Source organism: Kitasatospora sp. NPDC001660 (assembly GCF_053596725.1).
Genome location: NZ_JBSFGU010000004.1, coordinates 38,494 through 55,446 on the forward strand (window position 1 = coordinate 38,494; position 16,953 = coordinate 55,446).

The following is a 16,953-nucleotide window of genomic DNA, read 5'->3' on the forward strand; positions in this document are numbered from 1 at the left end:
CGGTCCGGGCCCCCGCCCGACCGGTCGATCCCCGATCGATGCCCACCGGACGGGCGGGGCCGGACCCCGGCTCCAGCCCCTTGCCCCAGCCAGACCACTCACGCAGGAGGTGCCCGGATGACCTCGGCACTGACCACCTCGGCGGACGCCCCCGGCGCCGCCGGCGCCGCGCCCGCGCCCGCGCCCGCCGTCCGGATCTCGCACGTGCACAAGTCCTTCGGCCGGCCCGGCGCGCAGACCCACGTCCTGGACGACATCACCCTCGACGTCGCCCCCGGCGAGTTCGTCACGCTGCTCGGCGCCTCGGGCTGCGGCAAGTCCACCCTGCTCAACCTCGTCGCCGGCCTCGACCGGCCCACCCGGGGCAGCATCGAGGTGCCCGGCGCCCGGCCCGCGCTGATGTTCCAGGAGCACGCGCTGTTCCCCTGGCTCACCGCCGGGCGCAACATCGAGCTCGCCCTCAAGCTCGCCGGCGTCCCCCGCCCCGAGCGGCGCGCCGAGGCCGAGCGCCTCCTCGAACTCGTCCGCCTGCGCGGCTCCTACGGCAAGCGGGTGCACGAGCTGTCCGGCGGCATGCGCCAGCGCGTCGCGATGGCCCGCGCGCTGGCCCAGGGCAGCAAGGTGCTGCTGATGGACGAGCCGTTCGCCGCGCTCGACGCGATCACCCGCGACGTCCTGCACGACGAGATCACCCGGATCTGGGCCGAACGGCAGCTGTCCGTCCTGTTCGTCACCCACAACGTGCGCGAGGCCGTCCGGCTCGCCCAGCGCGTCGTGCTGCTCTCCTCCCGCCCCGGCCGCATCGCCCGCGAGTGGCACATCGACCTGCCGCAGCCGCGGCGCATCGAGTCCGCCGGCGTCGCCGACCTGTCCATCGAGATCACCGAAGAACTGCGTGGGGAGATCCGTCGCCATGTCCAGCACTGACACCACGCTCACCCGGTCCGAGAACGGCACCGCTGGCACCACCGGCACCACCGGCACCACCGACACCGCCGAGGTCGGCGCCGGCCTCGACGCCCTCGACTCCGTCTCCGCCCAGCGCAGTTCGCTCGGCGAGGTGCTGCGGACCAAGGCGCTGCCGCCGCTGCTCGGCGTCCTCGTCGTGCTCGCGCTGTGGCAGGGCGCGTACAGCCTGCACCTCACCTCGTCCTACAAGCTGCCGAGCCCGGCGGACGTGTGGCACTCCGCGCAGGACCTCTGGTACCGGGGCACGCTGTTCTCGATCATCTGGACCAGCGTGTGGCGCGGCCTGTCGGGCTTCCTGCTCGCCGTCGTCATCGGCACGCCGATCGGCCTGGTCGTCGCCCGGGTCAGGCCGGTGCGCACCGCGATCGGCCCGGTGCTGCAGGGCCTGCAGTCGCTGCCGTCGGTCGCGTGGGTGCCGGCCGCGGTGATCTGGCTCGGCATCAACGACTCGATGATGTACGCGGTGATCCTGCTCGGCGCCGTGCCCTCCGTCGCCAACGGCCTCGTCGCCGGGATCGACCAGGTGCCGCCGCTGTTCCTGCGCGCCGGGCGGACCATCGGCGCCACCGGCCTGACCGGCGCCCGGCACGTGCTGCTGCCGGCCGCACTGCCGGGCTACCTGGCCGGGCTCAAGCAGGGCTGGGCGTTCTCCTGGCGCTCGCTGATGGCCGCCGAACTCGTCGCCTCCTCCCCCGACCTGGGCCTCGGGCTCGGCCGGTACCTGGAGAACCAGCGCGAGTTCTCCGACATGTCCGGGGTGCTGCTCGGCATCGTCTTGATCCTGTTCGTCGGCATCGCCATCGAACTGCTCGTGTTCACCCCGGTCGAGCGCCGGGTGCTGCGCAACCGCGGCCTGCTGGCCGCCGCGAAGTAGGGACGGTCCGGATGCCCACCCTCCTCCTGATCGCCCACGGCAGCCGGGACCCGCGGCACGCCGCGACGGTGGCCGCGCTCGTCGGGCGGGTGCGGGCGCAGCGGCCCGGGGTCGAGGTCGCGACGGCGTACCTGGACCACTGCGCGCCGCGGATCCCGCAGGTGGTGGGGCGGCTGGGGGAGGCGGTGGCGGTGCCCCTCCTGCTGAACCGGGCGTTCCACGCGAAGTACGACATCCCAGCGGCCCTGCGCGCCGCGGGCGCGGGCCTGCCGGTGGCGGACGTCCTCGGCCCGTCGCCGCTGCTGCCGGCCGCGCTGGACCGGCGGCTGGCCGAGGCGGGCCTGGACGTCTCCTCGGCCGCCGTGCGGGCCCGTACGGGTGTGGTGCTCGCGGCGGCGGGCTCCTCCGACCCGGCGGCCGACGCCGCGACCCGTGCGGTCGCCGCCGCGTGGCGGCGCACCCGCGGCTGGGCCGGCGTCGAGGTCGCCTACGCGGCCGGGAGCGGCCCTCGCGTCCCCGAGGCCCTGGCCGCCCTGCGCGCCGCCGGCGCCGCCCGGACGGCCGTGGCCCCCTACCTGCTGGCCCCCGGCCGCCTCCCCGACCGCATCACGCAGGCGGCCGCGGACGCCGACGTCCTCGCCGACGTCCTGGGCGCGTGCCCGGAGCTCGCCACCCTGCTCCTGCAGCGCTACGACGAGGCGCTGCGGGCCTCCCGGGCAGTCCCGGCCCTCACCGCCTGAGCCTGTGGCCTCGGCTCAGGCGTGGTCCAGAACACTGTGCTCGCTGAGATCGGCGGCGTGCTGCGCCACAGTGCGGTAGTCCGCGTCGTCGTGGAGAACCGTGAGTCCGTGGTGTGCGGCCGTCGCCGCGATCATCAGGTCGACCGCCGAGGCGCTGCGGTGGTGCCCGGCGAGCGCCATCCGCCGCTGCACGGTGTCGATCCAGCGGCCCGCGCCCTTCGGAACCGACACGTCCGGGTAGAGGTCAGCGAACATCTCGGAGATCTCGTCGTACTCCCGGCCGTCACGCGCGCTGTAGAGGAATTCGGCACGCTGCGGAAAGCACGACGCGATCGCCCCCGCGTCGATCGCGTCGTGCCAGGCGGCCTGGAGCTTCGGCTCACGAAGGAGCCGGAACAGTGCCGAGGTGTCGAGGAGATAGATCACCGAGCGTCCTTCTCGGCCTTGTGCAGCCGCTCGGCGTGCTCGACGGCTGCCCAGCGTCGGGCCCGCTCGAAGTGCGTGCTGATACGAGCCGCGCGCTCCTGCTGCTCGGCGTAGAAGCGCAGAGCCAGGTTGACCGCGTCCTTCTTGGTCCGCACCCCGGCAAGAGCCATCGCGCGTTCCAGCGCGTCTTCATCGATGTCGATCTGTGTCACGGACATCCGGCACCTCCGTCGATCGATGTTGGTGATGTCCATAGCATTGTACTTCGCCAACATCGGTCGACGGGGGAAATCGGTCAGAGGCGGCGCAGGGTGAAGGTGTCCGTCGGGTGGCCGCCGAGGGCGTCGGCGAGGCCGCCGGAGAGCTGGTAGAGGCGGCCGGCGGGGCCGGGGGTGACGGCGGTGGGGGTGGCGTCGGCGGAGGGGCGGACGGTGACCAGGCGGGCGGTGTTCCAGTGGTCGTCGGAGCGCAGTTCGACCTCGGTGTCGCGGCCGGTGCCGAAGAACGCGTTGGTGACGCCCGCGATGCCACCGCCGGGGCGGCCGGACAGGCCGTCGAGGTGGAGCAGCGACGTCGCGTCCCCGCCGGTGACCTCGATCCGCCGCACCGCCGCCGGGTCGCGCAGCGGCACCTGCCACAGTGTCCCGTCGTCCCACTTGCCGACGACCAGGCGCCCGCCCCGGTGGACGATGCCGTTGAGGCCGTAGGTGCCGGGCTTCGGGGTGAGGCGGTCGTCGCGGACGAGGACGGAGGCGGTTCCGTCGGGGCCGACGCGGTAGACGATCGGGGCGAAGGAGTCGGTGACGTAGGCGGTGCCGTCGGGGCCGACGGCGATGTCGTTGGCCAGGTGGGGGCCGCCGTCGCCGGCGACGGCGGCGAGGTCGACGTAGAAGAGGCGGCGGCCGGTGTCCAGGTCGTAGGCGCCGAGGCCGGCGACCTTGCCGTTGGTGGCGCTGCTGCTGCGTTCGCCGACGCCGTTGTCGAGGTTGGTGACCAGGACGCGGCCGCGGTCGGAGTCCACCCGCAGTCCGGCGACCTCCAGCAGCGTGCCGGGGTCGTCGACGAGCGTGCGGACGGTGCCGTCGGTCCGCACCTCGGAGACGGTGCCGTGCCGCAGCGAGCCGACCAGGAAACGGTGGCGGTCGCGGTCCCAGGCGACGCTCTCCGGGACGAGCGAGTCCGCGTGCCCGGTGATGACGGCCGGCGCGCAGGCGGTGCGGGCGGCAGCGGGCACGGCGGCAGCGGGCACCGCGCCTGCGGCGACGAGCAGGACGGCGGAGGCGGCGGCCGCGGCGAGGGCGCGGCGCGGCATGGGGCGCTGACGGCTTTGACGACTCTGACGGCTCTGACGGCTCTGACGGCTCTGACGACGGTTCATCGGAATTCCCTTGGACGTGCGATCCGTTGACGCGGTCAAGCCTGGCGCGGGCGGCCGGGGCGCGGCAGTGCGTGGTGATACTGGTAGTCGGACTACCAGCGAAGTGCCTGGGAGGGCGGGGGACATGAGTGAGGCGCAGGAGCGCCGGGTGGCGCTGTCGAGTTTTCTGCGCAGCCGTCGGGCCCGGTTGGCACCCGAGGACGTCGGGCTGGCGCCGGGGGTGCGGCGGCGGACGCCGGGCCTGCGGCGGGAGGAGTTGGCGCTGCTGGCCGGGGTGGGGGTGACGTGGTACACGTGGCTGGAGCAGGGCCGGGCGATCAATCCGTCGCCGGAGGTGCTGGGGAGTCTGGCGCGGACGCTGCGGCTGGACCGCGCGGAGACGGCGTACCTGTTCCGGCTGGCGGGCAGTCATCCGTTGGACGGCGAGGTGGAGGTGCCGGCGGAGGTGCCGGCGGCGCTGTTGCGGCTGCTGCACGCGCAGTGGCCGGCGCCGGCGTTCCTGATGGACGTGAACTGGGATCTGCGGGCGTGGAATCCGGGGGCGGACGCCCTGTTCGCGCTGTCGGCGGGGCCGCCGGAGCGGTGCAACCTGGCGTGGGTGGTGTTCGGGAACGCCGTCCACCGGGCGCGGGTGGTGGACTGGGAGGTCCATGCGCGGCGTTTCCTGGCCCAGTTACGGTCGGCGTACGCGGAGCGGGGTGGTGGCACGACGGCGGCGGGGCGGCGGCTGGCGCGGCTGATCGCGCAGGTGCGGGAGTCGTACCCGGAGGCGGAGCGCTGGCTGGACGAGCACCAGGTGGAGGAGCGCGGCGGGGCTCAGAAGGTGCTGCGGCACGAGGAGTTGGGGCTGCTGCGGATCGACCAGCACGTGCTGCAGGCGTCCGGCGGGCTGCAGTTGGTGGTCCTGTCGCCGCGTGACGCGGAGACGGACGAGCGCCTGCGTCTCCTCGCGCCCGTCGCCGCCACGGCCTGACGTCTCGGCGCGAAAAGGGCGCCCCTCGCTGCCGAGGGGCGCCCTTTTCGCGCGGATGTCAGTCGAACTTGCGGCGCTGGCGGCCCGTCGCGTAGTTGGAGCCCGACTTGGAGCCGCTGCCCGGCTTGCCGCGCCCGGCGGAGCGGCCGATGAAGCCGGCCGCCTGGGGGCGGTCGCCCTGGGCGGCGGCGCCCATGCGCTGCTTGGGGCGGGGGCGGCGCGGGTTGCCGTTCATGTCGACGTCGGTGGGCAGCCCGGAGCGCTTGCCGGGGCGGCGGCGCGGGGCGCCCGCCTTGCCCTCGGCCTTGGGCTTCGCGTCGGTCGCCTCGGCGGCGGGCACCGGGACGGCGAGGGCGACCGGGACGCCGCTCGGGGTGCGGGCACCGGTGATCTTGGCGAGGTCGGCGTCGCCGGGGCGGACCTTGGTGACGGTCGGGCGGATGCCGGCGACCGTCATCAGCCGGTTGACCTCGCGGCGCTGCTCGGGCAGGACGAGGGTGACGACCGTCCCGGACTCGCCGGCCCGGGCGGTGCGGCCGCCGCGGTGCAGGTAGTCCTTGTGGTCGACCGGCGGGTCGACGTTGACGACGAGGTCGAGGCCGTCGATGTGGATGCCGCGGGCGGCGACGTTGGTGGCGATCAGCGCGGTGACGTTGCCGTCGCGGAACTGGTCGAGGACGCGGTTGCGCTGCGGCTGGGACTTGCCGCCGTGCAGCGCGGCGGCCTTGACGCCGCTCGCGAGCAACTGCTTGGCGAGCCGGTCGGCGCCGTGCTTGGTGTGCACGAACATGATCACGCGCCCGTCGCGGGAGGCGATGTGGGCGGTGGTGGACGCCTTGTCGGCCTGGTCGAGCTGGAGGACGTGGTGGTCCATGGTGCTGACCGCGCCGGCCGAGGGGTCGACGGAGTGGGTGACCGGGTCGGCGAGGAAGCGCTTGACCAGACGGTCGACGTTGCGGTCCAGGGTGGCGGAGAACAGCATCCGCTGCCCGCCCTCGGCGACCTGCTCCAGCAGCTTGGTGACCTGCGGCAGGAAGCCCATGTCGGCCATCTGGTCGGCCTCGTCGAGGACGGTGATCGCGACGTCGGAGAGGATGACGTCGCCGCGGCCGATCAGGTCGTCGAGCCGGCCGGGGGTGGCGACCAGGACCTCGGTGCCGCGGCGGACGGCATTGGCCTGGCGCCCGATCGACATGCCGCCGACGACGGTGGTGATCCGCAGGTTGACGGCGTTGGCGTAGGGGGTGAGCGCCTCGGTGACCTGCTGGGCGAGCTCGCGGGTGGGGACGAGCACGAGCGCGAGCGGGTGCCGGGCGTCGGCGCGGCGCCCGGCGGTGCGGGCGAGCAGCGGCAGGCCGAAGGCGAGGGTCTTGCCGGAGCCGGTGCGGCCGCGGCCGAGCACGTCGCGGCCGGCGATCGAGTCCGGCAGCGTGGCGGCCTGGATCGGGAACGGCTCGGTGACGCCCTCGCGGCCGAGCGCGGTCAGCATCGCCTTGGGCAGGTCGAGCTCGGCGAAGGTGGCCGCCGGGGGCCGGGCCGGGGTGCCCTGGACGACGGTGAAGTCGTCGGACACGGCGGCGGTGGCGGCGCGGGAGGTCTTGGGGGCGCGGGATCCGGCAGCGCGGGATCCGGCGGCGCGGGATCCCGCGGCGGAGCCGGCGCCGCCCCGGCTGCGCGGCTTGCGGGTACGCGGGGCGCCCTCGGTGCGGGCGCCGTCGGTGCGGGCGCCGCGGTCGCGCGGCGTGCGGGCAGGGGTGGTCATGGGTTCTCCGTCCGTCGGTCGGCGGCAGCCCGCTGCGCGGGCTGGTCGGCCGTCGGTGGGAGGTGCGCCGCCCCGGCCGTATGGCGGCATGCGCGAGGGCCCGCACCGTGCGGTGCGGGCCCCCGCTTCGCGAAATCGCGAGTCAGCGCGGAGGCTGACGTCAGCCGATGACGCGGATGTTCTCGGCCTGCGGGCCCTTCTGGCCCTGGGTGACGTCGAACTCGACGTGCTGGCCCTCGACGAGCTCACGGAAGCCCTGGGCGACGATGTTCGAGTAGTGCGCGAACACGTCCGGGCCGCCCTCGGCCTGCTCGATGAAGCCGAAGCCCTTCTCGCTGTTGAACCACTTCACGGTGCCGGTAGCCATAACCGTCTCCTCTAACTGGGGCATCAGGGATCCACACCTCGTGAACCCCCAAGTAGCCGCGATCCCCATCCGGAGACTGAAACACCGGACAAAACAAATGCGCCTGTTGGTTGGGACCAGCAGGCGCACACAAACGTTCATGGGAACCAAAACTGCAACTGAGTCGACTGTAGCACGGTGCCCACCCGATTGACCGGGGGATTTTCTACCGGGGAGATCACGTTTACGGGCCCCGCCAAAGGGGCAGGCGGCGCCCCGCCGAAGCGGGGCACCGCCTGTGGATCACCGGATCGGACCACCGGTTGGATCACCGGATCGGATCAGTGCCGCCCGGCCGGCTCCGGCACGCCGTACGCGCCCTGGACCGGCGCCGGGCCGCTGCCGTGGCCCTCGCCGTCCCCGTGGCCCGGCCACCAGGCACGGTGGCCCAGCATCGCGGTCACGGCCGGGGTGAAGAACATCGCCATCACGAAGGCCGCCAGCACGATGCCGAAGGCCAGCGAGAAGCCGAGCTCCATGAACAGGACGTTGCCCGCGAGCATGAAGGTGGCGAACGAGGCCGCCAGGATGAAGCCGGCCGCCGCGACGGTCGGGCCGCCGTGCTTGACGGCCTCGCGGGCCGCCTCGCGCGGGCTGCGGCCCTCGCGGGCCTCCTCGCGGAGGCGGGCGATGATCAGGATGTTGTAGTCGGTGCCGATCGCCACCACGAACAGGTAGATGAAGATCGGCAGCATGAACATCAGACCGGCCTCGCCCTCGATGTTCTGGAACACCAGGGTGGTGGCGCCGAGGGTGCCGCCGAAGCCCAGGCCGACCGAGGCCATCAGGTACCACGGGGCGACGACGCTGCGCAGCTGCAGACCCAGGATGATCATGATGAGCAGGGCCGCGATCGGGAAGACCAGCTTGTAGTCGTGCGCCATCGCGGTGTTGATGTCCTTGAAGACCGACGTCATGCCGCTGACCAGGGCCTTGGTGTCGGCCGGGGCCGCACCGTGCGCGGTGTCGCGCAGCCTCGTCACGGTGTCGATCGCCGCGTTGCTGGCCGGCGCGTCCTTCAGCATGACGGTGAAGTCGGCGGTGGCACCGTCCGCGCTGATGCCGCGTTCCCTGGTCGGCGTGATCACGTTGGACACGCCGTCGACCCCGCCGAGCTTGCCGGCGAAGTCCTTCAGTTCGCCGTCGGTCAGCGCGGCGCCCTTGGTGCTGGTCAGCAGGACGTGGCTCGGGTCGGTGGCACCGGCCGAGAAGGCGTTCATCAGCTTGTCCTGGACGACCATGGACTCGGCGTCCTTGGGCATGGAGCTGCCCGCGAGGTCGTAGGTACCGCTGTAGTTGACGCCGGCCAGGGTCAGGACGACCAGCAGGCCACCGGCGACCAGGGCCACCAGGCCGGGCTTCTTGCCGGTCATCCGGCCGAGCGCGGCGAAGCGGGCGTTCTTGGGCTCCTGCATCCACTTCTTGCCGGGCCAGAACACCGCCTTGGACGGGAGCACGGCGAGGACCGCCGGGGCCAGGGTGAGCATGACCAGCGCGGTGGCGAGGACGGCGATGGCGAGCGCCGGGCCGAGCGCGGTGAACATGCCGAGGCTGGAGAGGATCAGCACCGCGAAGGCGACGGCCACGGCACCGGCGGCGGAGGCGATCGCCTCGCCGACCCGGCCGACCGCGTTGGCCACGGCCTCCTTGCGCTCGTCGCCCGCCCGCAGCCGCTCCCGGTAGCGGAACGCCAGGAAGAGGAAGTAGTCGGTGCCGACGCCGAGCACGACGATGATGAGGATCGCCGAGGTCATCGGCGTGGTCTCCAGGCCGAACGCCTTGACCGCGTCGTTGATCAGACCCTTGGCGGTCGGCATCGCGATCACCAGCGACATGAGCACCGGCAGGAGGCCGGCCAGGATGCTGCGGAAGATGATGCCGACGATCACGATGACCAGCAGGAGGCCGCCGAACAGGACGATCCCGTCGGTGTTGCCCGAGGCATCCTTCTGGTCCAGCTGGCTCGCCGCGTCACCGCCGACCCGGAACTTCAGCCCGGTGCCGTCGGCCAGCTTGGAGCCCTCGTCGCGCAGCTTCTTGGCCGCCTCGACGAACTCCGGGTCCTGGACCTTGTTCCGGTCCATGGCGACCTGGGACAGCGCGTACTTGCCGTCCTTGGACTTCGACTGGTCGACGACCGGCAGGATCTGCTGGACGACCGGGATCTGCGCGTCGGTGAGTCCCTTGACGACCTTGTCCATCGAGGCCTGGTCGTCCTTGGTCAGCTGGCCGCCGTCGTTGCGCTCGAAGAGCAGCAGGGCGGACGGCGTGAAGCTGGACGGGAAGGCCCGCGACTGGAGCTCCCCGGCCTGGATGGACTCGTAGTGCTTGGGGAGGAACTTCGACTCGTCGGTCTGGTCCGCGACCGTCGCCTGGCTCGCGACGATGGCGATCATCGCGACGACCCACGCCGCGATCACCCACCAGGCGCGACGGACGACGAATTGTCCTAGTCGGTGGAACATGCTCGTGATGCCTCCTGGGCATGGTTCACCGCAGCCCTTGGGGGACGGGACGCCGGGCGACGGCAGGACCGGCCCGGGAACGCACGCGGGCGTTCCCTTGCCGGTCGGCAGGTAAGTAGGTCTGGAGGCTCATCCTACGAGTACTTGCTTGCCGCCCGGCAAGGAACCCCGTAAGCCAACCCCCGTTGAGGGCCTCTCCCCCGCGAAGCGGCCCTGACCCAGTGTCACCCGTCCGCACACCCCTCGACCTCGTGCTCCGGGTGGAGACAGCTCCCCCTCAGGGTGGAGCTTCCCCTTACCCTCGGGGAGGAGGGATCAGGGTCGCAGGGGTAGGGATAACCCCACCTCCACCCCGAGACGGGCCCCGGGGGTGGGCGCCCCGCCAGCCGCGTTCCGCTCCAACTCACGCGCTCCTGGAGCCATTTGCGACTCCGGAACACACCCCGGCACCCGGCGGCCGAGCACCGCCCCGGACGGCCCGGCCCCGGGGGCGCCCCCGGGTCGAGGCCCGAGCCGCCGCAGGACCGACGCCGGGCCCCGCATCACGCGGGGCCCGGCGTCCGTGCGTCATGATGATCACCGTCCGGAGGTCTCCGGATGGAGGTCGGCGGAACGGAGCCCAGTCATGATCCCCTTCGACGAGGGCCGCGCCCGGCTGCTGCTCGCCCACGCCTGCGAGTCGGCCGGCCTGCCCGGCCCCGGCGACGCGCGGCTGCTCGCGCTCGGCGAGAACGCCGTCTTCGATCTCGGCGCCCCGGCCGTGGTCGCCAAGGTCGGCCGCGGCCCCGAGCTGTACGAGCGGGCGCACCGCGAACTCGCCGTCGCGAACTGGCTGGCCGGGCAGGGCGTCCCGGTGGTGCACCCGTACGACGCGGTCGCGCCCGAGCCGCAGCTCGCGCACGGACACCCCGTCACCTTCTGGCACCGGCTCGCCCCCGCCGTCCGGCCCGCCCGCCCCGCCGACCTCGCCCCGCTGCTGCGCGCCCTGCACCGGCTGGCGCCGCCGCCCTTCCCGCTGGCGCGGCGCGACCTGCTCGCCCCGGTCGAACGCTGGCTGGCCTCCGCCGAGGGGCACCTCGACCCGGCCGACGTCGCGTTCCTGCGCCACCGCCGGGACGCCTTCGCCGCCGCGCTGCCCGACCTCACCCCGCACCTGGAGCCCGGCGTGATCCACGGCGACGCGCTCCCGCGCAACGTCCACGTCGGCCCCGAAGGGCCCGTCCTGCTCGACCTGGAGAACGTCTCGCGCGACCTGCGCGAGCACGACCTCGTGGTGCTCGCGCTCAGCCACGACCGGTACGGCGTGCCGGGCGAGGAGTACCGGGCGTTCACCGAGGCATACGGCTGGGACGTGCGCGACTGGCCGGGGTTCGCGGTGCTGCGCGGGGCGCGGGAGACGGCCAGCGCCTCGTGGGTCGCGCAGCAGGCGCCGGGCAACCCGGCGGCGCTGGCGGAGTTCCGGCACCGGGTCGACTCGCTGCGCGACGGGGCCACGGACGTGCGCTGGTACCCGTTCTGATGCGGGCGGGACGCAGGACGGGATAACCGCAAGGGCGGGCAGGTGCCAACTCGGGGAGCTGTGAGAAGGCTCCTACGACGAACCGGTCCGGCACGCAACCGGGGCACATAGGCTCGACGTCCTATCGGACAGTCATCCTGACCGAGAGGACCGGCACCCGCCGCCAGTACCCCAGGAGCCGCCGCCATGCCCCAGTCCGCCGCCCGCCGACCCGCCTCCCCGAACCGCTCGGCCCGCCTCCGCCGCCAGCTGATCATGGGCAGTCTCGTCGTCGCCGCCGCACTGGGCGCGGCCGCGTGCGGGACGGCCAGCGGGGCCCTCCAGCCGACGCCGAGCGGCTCCTCGCCCGCGCAGAGCCCGATCACGATCACGCCGACCAACGGCCCGGCACCCGCTGTCCCGGTCACCCCCGACTCGAACGGTGCGCCCGTCGCCGTGGGCACCCCGGCCGCACCGCCGGTCGCCCCGCGCACGCCGAAGAAGCCGACCACATCCCCGGCTCCCACCGCGAGCCCGTCCACCATGGCCCCCGCCGTGCCGGCCGCGCCCATCGCGGCGACCACGGTGATCGGCTCGACCGCCTCCGGCGGCCGGACCGTCGCGCTCACCTTCGACGACGGCCCCGGTCCGGCCACCCCGCAGATCCTCGACCTGCTCGCCCAGTACAACGTCAAGGCCACGTTCTGCGAGATCGGCCAGAACGCCGCCGCCAACCCGGGCATGGTCAAGAAGGTCCTCGCGGCCGGGCACCGGCTGTGCGACCACAGCGTCCACCACCCGCAGCCGTTCCAGAAGCTGCCGCACGACAAGGCGGTGGCGGAGGTGTCGGGCGCGAAGGACATGATCGTCCAGGCGGGCGGCCCCGGCACCCAGGTCACCTGGTTCCGCGCGCCCGGCGGCGGCTTCAACGCCGACAACGAGCACATCGCGGCCGGCCTCGGCATGAAGTCCCTCGGCTGGTCGGTCGACCCGCGCGACTGGTCCCGCCCGGGTGTGCCGGCCATCGTCTCCACCGTGCAGAGCCAGCTCAAGCCCGGCGGCGTGATCCTCATGCACGACGGCGGAGGCGACCGGAGCCAGACCGTGGCCGCGCTCAAGCTGCTGCTGCCGTGGCTGGTCGCCCAGGGCTACACCTTCGACTTCCCGGCGGCGTAGCCGGGTTGACGAACCGGGCGGACGGACCGGGGCGGCGAACGGCCGGACGGGACCGACGGACCGTCCGGAACGGCCTGCCACGCCGTCCGCTACGGTGGGCCGCGTGACGGACCGCACTCCCGCCGACCTCGTCGACGCCGTACCCGCCCTCGCGCCCTACCTGCGGCCGGCCACCCTGCTCCACCCCGAGGCCGGAACGCCCACCGCGCACGGGAGTTCGCTCGGCGGCCCGGCGCTGTGGCCCGACGGCGAACCGTGGCCGCACTGCACCGCCAAGCACCTCGACGACGCCTACGAGGACATGCCCCCGCGCGACCAGGAGATCATGACGGCGATCGACCGGGCCGTGCGCGAGCGCGCCCGCGAGCACGGCGGCGCCCACGTCCTCACCGAGGAGGAGCACGCCGAGACCCGCCGGATCACGGCCGGCGCCGACTCGCTCGACCTCGTCAACCGGCGCACCCACCGCAAGGTCCCCGAGCCGCCGTCCGGCGCGATCGCCCTCGTCCCGCTCCTGCGCGTCCGCACCGCCGACGCGCCCCACCTGCCCTGGCCGGACGGCGCCGACGTGCTCCAGGTGCTCTGGTGCCCCAACGACCACGACGACATCCAGGGCGAGCGCTACTACTACGGGCCCGCCGTCGAACTGCACTGGCAGCGCGCCGCCGAACTCGTGCCCCGCACGCCCCCGCAGCCGCGGCGCGCGGACGACGAGTACCTGCCCACGCCGTGTGTGATGCGCCCCGAACAGATCCGCGACCTCCCCCACCAGGACGAACTGCCCGGCGAACTCCACGACACCGCCGAGGAGTTCGCCGAACGGCACGGCATCGAGTACCACCGCGGCCTGGCCTGCGCCGAGGGCTGGAAGCTCGGCGGCTGGCCGTCCTGGCACTCCACCGACCTGATCCCGATCGACTGCGGCGCGTGCGGGGCGCGGATGCGGCATCTGCTCACCATCGAGAGCGGCGACGGCCCCGGGCTCAGCGTCGGCCGCCACGGAGAACTGCACGTCTTCGTCTGCCCGGACGGCCTCGGGCACCCGGTCGGCCTGGACCTTCAGTAGCCGTCGGCCGAGCAGGAGCCGTCAGCCGGGGCGGAGCCGGTAGACCTGCCGGGAGCCGCCCTCCGGGCCCGGGTCGGCGGCCTCGGCCGGGGTGAAGCCCAGGCGCTCGTAGAACACCCGGGCACCGCTCGCGACCGCGCCCGGGTGGTCCGCGCCGAACGTCACCACCTCGACGGTCGCCGGGCGGCCCCGGACGTGCCGGCGCAGCGCGTCCTCGACCAGCGCCCGGCCCACGCCCGTGCCCCGGGCCGCCTCGGCGACCACCAGCCAGTGCAGGTGGTGCACCGGCGGCTCGCCCCCGAACAGCAGACCGCCCGACAGGCCGCCGTCGGCGCCGTCCACCACCGTCGCGAGCCCGCGGTCGATGTGCTTGACCACGGCCCGGTGGAAGCCGGGGTCGTCCACCATCGGCCCGAACCAGTGCTCGACCCCGGCGGCGAGGACGAGGAAACCGCGGAGGTCGGCGGGCCGGGCGAATCGGATGGTCATCCGGAGAGCATGGCAGAACTCCTCGACGCCCCGGACGCCTTGGTTCGGCCTCCTCCACGAGGTGCACGCCACACCCGAGTTGATGCCCCGGCCACTGTCGTCGGCGGCGGGGCGCGCGCCCCGGAGCCGGGTGGCGGACGGCTACCGCAGCGGCCAGCGGGGGTCTATCACGGCCTGCGGGTCCTTGCCGCGGCGCAGCCAGGACTGGAGGCCCTCGGCCCACTCCCGGTACCAGTGGACCTGGCGCTCGTGCAGGTCGGCCGGCGGGACGTCGCCGACCTCGGTGCTGTACCGCTCGGCGAGGGCGACGGCGACGCGGACGGCGGCGAGGGCGTCGCTGCCGGCCTCGTGGGCGTCGGTCAGCTCGATGCCGTACACCTCGCAGACGCGCTGCAGGGTGCGGGAGCCCTTGCGGTACTTGTCCACGGCCCGGTCGATCACCAGGGCGTCCAGCACCGGCCCGACCGGACCGCCGAGGCGCTCGGCGAGCGGCGCCAGCCCGTGCCTGCGCAGCTCCGCGTCGAGCAGCGAGAGGTCGAAGGGCGCGTTGAACGCGACCACCGGACGCCCCGCCGCGAGACGCTCGCAGAGCGCGCCGGCTATCTCGGCCACCGCCTCCTTGGCCGGCCGCCCCTTGCGCCGGGCGACGTCGTCCCCGATCCCGTGGATCGCCTCCGCCTCGGCCGGGATCGGCACCCCGGGGTCGAGCAGCCAGCCGGTGACGTCCGCCCCGCGGGCCCCGACGGTGTCCACGAGTGCGGCCGTGACGATGCGGTCCACGGCCGGGTCGGTGCCCGTGGTCTCCAGGTCGAAGCCGACCAGTGGCTGCTGCCACCAGCTCATGAGGGTGCGTCCTTCCGTCCTGCTGCGCGAAACAGCCCCTATCATCGCCCGCCCCACCGACAACCCGGCCGATGGGGCGGTCGGGTGCACCACGAAGGAGCGATCACGGGCTGTCGACCACGGAGCCGGAAGGCGTTCTCAGCCTGGCCGTCCAGGATCCGCCGGTCGGTCAGCGCGGTCGCACCGTACTGGGTGAGCGCGGTGACGGCGAGGGCGAGCACGGCGGCGGGGGCGCACGGGGGCGCGCGGTGCCGCAGCGTCGGAGCCCGCCCGGCCGGGCCCTCTCACGATACGGGCAGCCTCACGATACGGGCCGGGAGTCCCCCCAGACCCCCTCGAACTCCTCGCGGTAGACCTCCAGCAGACCCGCCTCCGTGCCGCCGGGCTGCTGGCCGGCGCCGCCGCGCAGGACGAGCGCGGGGGACTCCATGCCGCGGGAGCGGCGCAGGTAGGGCTGGATGACGCCGAGGTCGCGGCCGGCGCGGCGGCCGCCCCGGCCGTCCGGGCGCGGTCCCTCGACGAGGTAGGCGGTGAAGCGCGGGGTCTCGTCGAAGACCCGGATCTCGAAGCCGCCCGGGTCGCGCAGCCGGGCCCGGACCCGGCGCACGTGCATGATGTTCATCTCGATCGAGCGGGACAACTCGCTGCGCCCGAGGCCGAGTTCGCGCTCGCGCCGGCGCACGGCGCTGCTCGCCGGGTTGAGGAACAGCAGGCGTACCCGGCAGCCCTCGCCGACCAGGCGCACCAGGCGCTTGCCAGTGTAGTTCTGGCAGAGCATGCCGAGGCCGATGCCGAGCGCGTCCAGCCGCCGGGCACCGTCCAGGAGGTCCTCGACGGGCAGGTCGCGCTGGAGGCGGACCCGGTCGGCGTGCACCGCGACGACGTCCGCGTACCGCCCGGCGACCAGCGACTCGACGACGTCGGCGGGCACCCCGCCGGTGCCGCCGTCGAGCAGGGCGAGCAGGCGGGCGGCGGCGCGCTCGGTCTGGGCGAGGACGGTCTGGGTGAGGACCCGGTTGCGGGAGACCACGTGCCGGGCCACCTCCAGCTCGTCCAGGGCGAGTTCGATCTCGCGCCGGTCGGCGAGGTAGGGCTCGAAGCAGGGCCAGTGCTGGACCATGAGCTCGCGCAGCTGGGGCAGAGTGAGGAAGACCAGCGGGTCGTCGTCGGCGGGGTCGAGCAGGTAGCCCTTGCGCCGGCTGACCTCGCGGACGGCGCCGGCCCGGTGGGCCCACTCCTCGCCGGCCGGGCCGGCGGCGGCGGTGACCCAGTCCTCGCCGTGGGCGGGGGCGTAGATGGGGTGCAGGACCTCGTCGACGAGGGAGCGCAACCGCTGCTCGACCAGGTTGAGCCAGACGTAGGCGCGCCCGGACAGGCGCACGCGCTGGTAGGCGTCCTCCCACTCGGCGCCGGACCAGGCGAGGGCGGGAACCTCCACCGGGCCGCCCTGGGCGGGCACCAGGGATCGGCCGGTCAGGGTGGGGCGCATGACCACCGTGGGCGCCTCGCTGCGGGTGCCGCCCCGGTCGGGGCCGTCGGGCCCTGCGCCACGGCCGCCGGCGGGGAACACCATGCGCCACCTCATCTGGTTGCTTCCGCGTACTGCCTTCGGTCCTGCCGGGGTCCTGCCCGGGTCCTGCCTGCAACGCCGCTCGGCCTGCTGATGGTTCGCCACGGGCGCCGGGGTGGCCGGACGATCAAGGGTACTGCCCGCCGAGAGCCGTCCGCAGCCGGTTGGCCGAGGGGGCGCGGGCGCACCAGCAGACCCACTCTTCACAGGCCCCGCCCCTGTTCGGAGGAATGACCGACCGGACGCCCGTTCGGGCTAACGCAGGGCACGGGTCCCGGCGACCGGGGGAAGGGTCGGGGAGTATGCGGACTGTGCCGT

General features: G+C 73.9%; 16 protein-coding genes. 7 read left to right on the forward strand and 9 right to left on the reverse strand.

Features of this window, described 5'->3' with window-relative positions; all coding sequences use genetic code 11:
* Nucleotides 1–117: 117 nt before the first annotated feature.
* Genes ACWCXH_RS05510 through ACWCXH_RS05520 form a run of 3 tightly spaced genes read left to right on the forward strand, consistent with a single transcriptional unit; the run spans nucleotide 118 to nucleotide 2,583 of the window.
* A complete protein-coding gene (locus ACWCXH_RS05510) occupies nucleotides 118–927 on the forward strand; it encodes an ABC transporter ATP-binding protein (RefSeq protein WP_449800015.1) in 810 nt (269 codons plus the stop codon).
* Nucleotides 914–1,843: an ABC transporter permease gene (locus ACWCXH_RS05515; RefSeq protein WP_449800016.1), complete on the forward strand. Its 930-nt coding sequence runs from the start codon at nucleotides 914–916 to the stop codon at nucleotides 1,841–1,843. The genes ACWCXH_RS05510 and ACWCXH_RS05515 overlap by 14 nt, the downstream gene beginning before the upstream one ends.
* Before the next feature lie 11 nt (nucleotides 1,844–1,854).
* Complete coding sequence (locus ACWCXH_RS05520; protein ID WP_449800017.1) at nucleotides 1,855–2,583, forward strand: sirohydrochlorin chelatase; 729 nt, start codon at nucleotides 1,855–1,857, stop codon at nucleotides 2,581–2,583.
* Nucleotides 2,584–2,598: 15 nt separating this feature from the next.
* On the opposite strand, the gene ACWCXH_RS05525 is transcribed toward ACWCXH_RS05520, so the two are convergent.
* From ACWCXH_RS05525 to ACWCXH_RS05535, 3 genes are all read right to left on the reverse strand, one after another.
* A complete protein-coding gene (locus ACWCXH_RS05525; protein WP_449800018.1) occupies nucleotides 2,599–3,009 on the reverse strand; it encodes a PIN domain-containing protein in 411 nt (136 codons plus the stop codon).
* Nucleotides 3,006–3,227, reverse strand: coding sequence for a type II toxin-antitoxin system VapB family antitoxin (locus ACWCXH_RS05530; protein ID WP_449800019.1), 222 nt, complete (start codon nucleotides 3,225–3,227; stop codon nucleotides 3,006–3,008). Before ACWCXH_RS05530 ends, ACWCXH_RS05525 begins: the two co-directional genes overlap by 4 nt.
* A 77-nt stretch (nucleotides 3,228–3,304) precedes the next feature.
* Nucleotides 3,305–4,321, reverse strand: coding sequence for a hypothetical protein (locus ACWCXH_RS05535; protein ID WP_449800020.1), 1,017 nt, complete (start codon nucleotides 4,319–4,321; stop codon nucleotides 3,305–3,307).
* A gap of 190 nt (nucleotides 4,322–4,511) precedes the next feature.
* On the opposite strand from ACWCXH_RS05535, the gene ACWCXH_RS05540 reads away from it, so the two are divergent.
* Complete coding sequence (locus tag ACWCXH_RS05540) at nucleotides 4,512–5,360, forward strand: helix-turn-helix transcriptional regulator (protein WP_449800021.1); 849 nt, start codon at nucleotides 4,512–4,514, stop codon at nucleotides 5,358–5,360.
* Nucleotides 5,361–5,418: 58 nt separating this feature from the next.
* Here the strand turns inward: ACWCXH_RS05540 and ACWCXH_RS05545 are convergent, their stop codons facing one another.
* The 3 genes from ACWCXH_RS05545 to ACWCXH_RS05555 all read right to left on the reverse strand — a co-directional run bounded on the left by ACWCXH_RS05545 (nucleotide 5,419) and on the right by ACWCXH_RS05555 (nucleotide 9,993).
* Nucleotides 5,419–7,122 (reverse strand): DEAD/DEAH box helicase, encoded by a 1,704-nt coding sequence (locus tag ACWCXH_RS05545; protein ID WP_449800022.1) that lies wholly within the window; start codon nucleotides 7,120–7,122, stop codon nucleotides 5,419–5,421.
* A 160-nt stretch (nucleotides 7,123–7,282) separates the two neighbouring features.
* Complete coding sequence (locus tag ACWCXH_RS05550; protein WP_449800023.1) at nucleotides 7,283–7,489, reverse strand: cold-shock protein; 207 nt, start codon at nucleotides 7,487–7,489, stop codon at nucleotides 7,283–7,285.
* A gap of 320 nt (nucleotides 7,490–7,809) precedes the next feature.
* Nucleotides 7,810–9,993: an MMPL family transporter gene (locus tag ACWCXH_RS05555; protein WP_449800024.1), complete on the reverse strand. Its 2,184-nt coding sequence runs from the start codon at nucleotides 9,991–9,993 to the stop codon at nucleotides 7,810–7,812.
* Between the two features lie 625 nt (nucleotides 9,994–10,618).
* Here ACWCXH_RS05555 and ACWCXH_RS05560 point away from each other — a divergent pair.
* From ACWCXH_RS05560 to ACWCXH_RS05570, 3 genes are all read left to right on the forward strand, one after another.
* Entirely contained in the window at nucleotides 10,619–11,512 is an 894-nt protein-coding gene (locus tag ACWCXH_RS05560; RefSeq protein WP_449800025.1) for a phosphotransferase enzyme family protein, read from the forward strand.
* A 186-nt stretch (nucleotides 11,513–11,698) separates the two neighbouring features.
* A complete protein-coding gene (locus ACWCXH_RS05565) occupies nucleotides 11,699–12,667 on the forward strand; it encodes a polysaccharide deacetylase family protein (RefSeq protein ID WP_449800026.1) in 969 nt (322 codons plus the stop codon).
* Nucleotides 12,668–12,770: 103 nt separating this feature from the next.
* Nucleotides 12,771–13,733: a hypothetical protein gene (locus ACWCXH_RS05570; protein ID WP_449800027.1), complete on the forward strand. Its 963-nt coding sequence runs from the start codon at nucleotides 12,771–12,773 to the stop codon at nucleotides 13,731–13,733.
* Nucleotides 13,734–13,754: 21 nt separating this feature from the next.
* Here ACWCXH_RS05570 and ACWCXH_RS05575 read toward each other — a convergent pair whose 3' ends face one another.
* From ACWCXH_RS05575 to ACWCXH_RS05585, 3 genes are all read right to left on the reverse strand, one after another.
* On the reverse strand, nucleotides 13,755–14,222 hold the full coding sequence (locus ACWCXH_RS05575; protein ID WP_449800028.1) for a GNAT family N-acetyltransferase: 468 nt from the start codon (nucleotides 14,220–14,222) through the stop codon (nucleotides 13,755–13,757).
* 141 nt (nucleotides 14,223–14,363) lie between these two features.
* Nucleotides 14,364–15,065, reverse strand: a complete 702-nt coding sequence (locus ACWCXH_RS05580; protein ID WP_449800029.1) for an exonuclease domain-containing protein — start codon at nucleotides 15,063–15,065, stop codon at nucleotides 14,364–14,366.
* A 301-nt stretch (nucleotides 15,066–15,366) separates the two neighbouring features.
* Nucleotides 15,367–16,638 carry an SAV2148 family HEPN domain-containing protein gene (locus ACWCXH_RS05585; RefSeq protein WP_449800030.1) on the reverse strand — a complete coding sequence of 424 codons (1,272 nt, stop codon included), beginning with the start codon at nucleotides 16,636–16,638 and terminating at the stop codon, nucleotides 15,367–15,369.
* Nucleotides 16,639–16,953: the final 315 nt, after the last annotated feature.

What these genes read in the sequence shown, in the direction of transcription:
- ACWCXH_RS05580 (WP_449800029.1), bottom strand. Translation starts at nt 15,065, where the DNA reads ATGAGCTGGTGGCAGCAGCCACTGGTCGGCTTCGACCTGGAGACCACG.
- ACWCXH_RS05545 (WP_449800022.1), bottom strand. Translation starts at nt 7,122, where the DNA reads ATGACCACCCCTGCCCGCACGCCGCGCGACCGCGGCGCCCGCACCGAC.
- ACWCXH_RS05550 (WP_449800023.1), bottom strand. Translation starts at nt 7,489, where the DNA reads ATGGCTACCGGCACCGTGAAGTGGTTCAACAGCGAGAAGGGCTTCGGC.
- ACWCXH_RS05510 (WP_449800015.1), top strand. Translation starts at nt 118, where the DNA reads ATGACCTCGGCACTGACCACCTCGGCGGACGCCCCCGGCGCCGCCGGC.
- ACWCXH_RS05515 (WP_449800016.1), top strand. Translation starts at nt 914, where the DNA reads ATGTCCAGCACTGACACCACGCTCACCCGGTCCGAGAACGGCACCGCT.
- ACWCXH_RS05520 (WP_449800017.1), top strand. Translation starts at nt 1,855, where the DNA reads ATGCCCACCCTCCTCCTGATCGCCCACGGCAGCCGGGACCCGCGGCAC.
- ACWCXH_RS05530 (WP_449800019.1), bottom strand. Translation starts at nt 3,227, where the DNA reads ATGTCCGTGACACAGATCGACATCGATGAAGACGCGCTGGAACGCGCG.
- ACWCXH_RS05575 (WP_449800028.1), bottom strand. Translation starts at nt 14,222, where the DNA reads ATGACCATCCGATTCGCCCGGCCCGCCGACCTCCGCGGTTTCCTCGTC.
- ACWCXH_RS05555 (WP_449800024.1), bottom strand. Translation starts at nt 9,993, where the DNA reads ATGTTCCACCGACTAGGACAATTCGTCGTCCGTCGCGCCTGGTGGGTG.
- ACWCXH_RS05535 (WP_449800020.1), bottom strand. Translation starts at nt 4,321, where the DNA reads ATGCCGCGCCGCGCCCTCGCCGCGGCCGCCGCCTCCGCCGTCCTGCTC.
- ACWCXH_RS05560 (WP_449800025.1), top strand. Translation starts at nt 10,619, where the DNA reads ATGATCCCCTTCGACGAGGGCCGCGCCCGGCTGCTGCTCGCCCACGCC.
- ACWCXH_RS05585 (WP_449800030.1), bottom strand. Translation starts at nt 16,638, where the DNA reads ATGGTGTTCCCCGCCGGCGGCCGTGGCGCAGGGCCCGACGGCCCCGAC.
- ACWCXH_RS05540 (WP_449800021.1), top strand. Translation starts at nt 4,512, where the DNA reads ATGAGTGAGGCGCAGGAGCGCCGGGTGGCGCTGTCGAGTTTTCTGCGC.
- ACWCXH_RS05565 (WP_449800026.1), top strand. Translation starts at nt 11,699, where the DNA reads ATGCCCCAGTCCGCCGCCCGCCGACCCGCCTCCCCGAACCGCTCGGCC.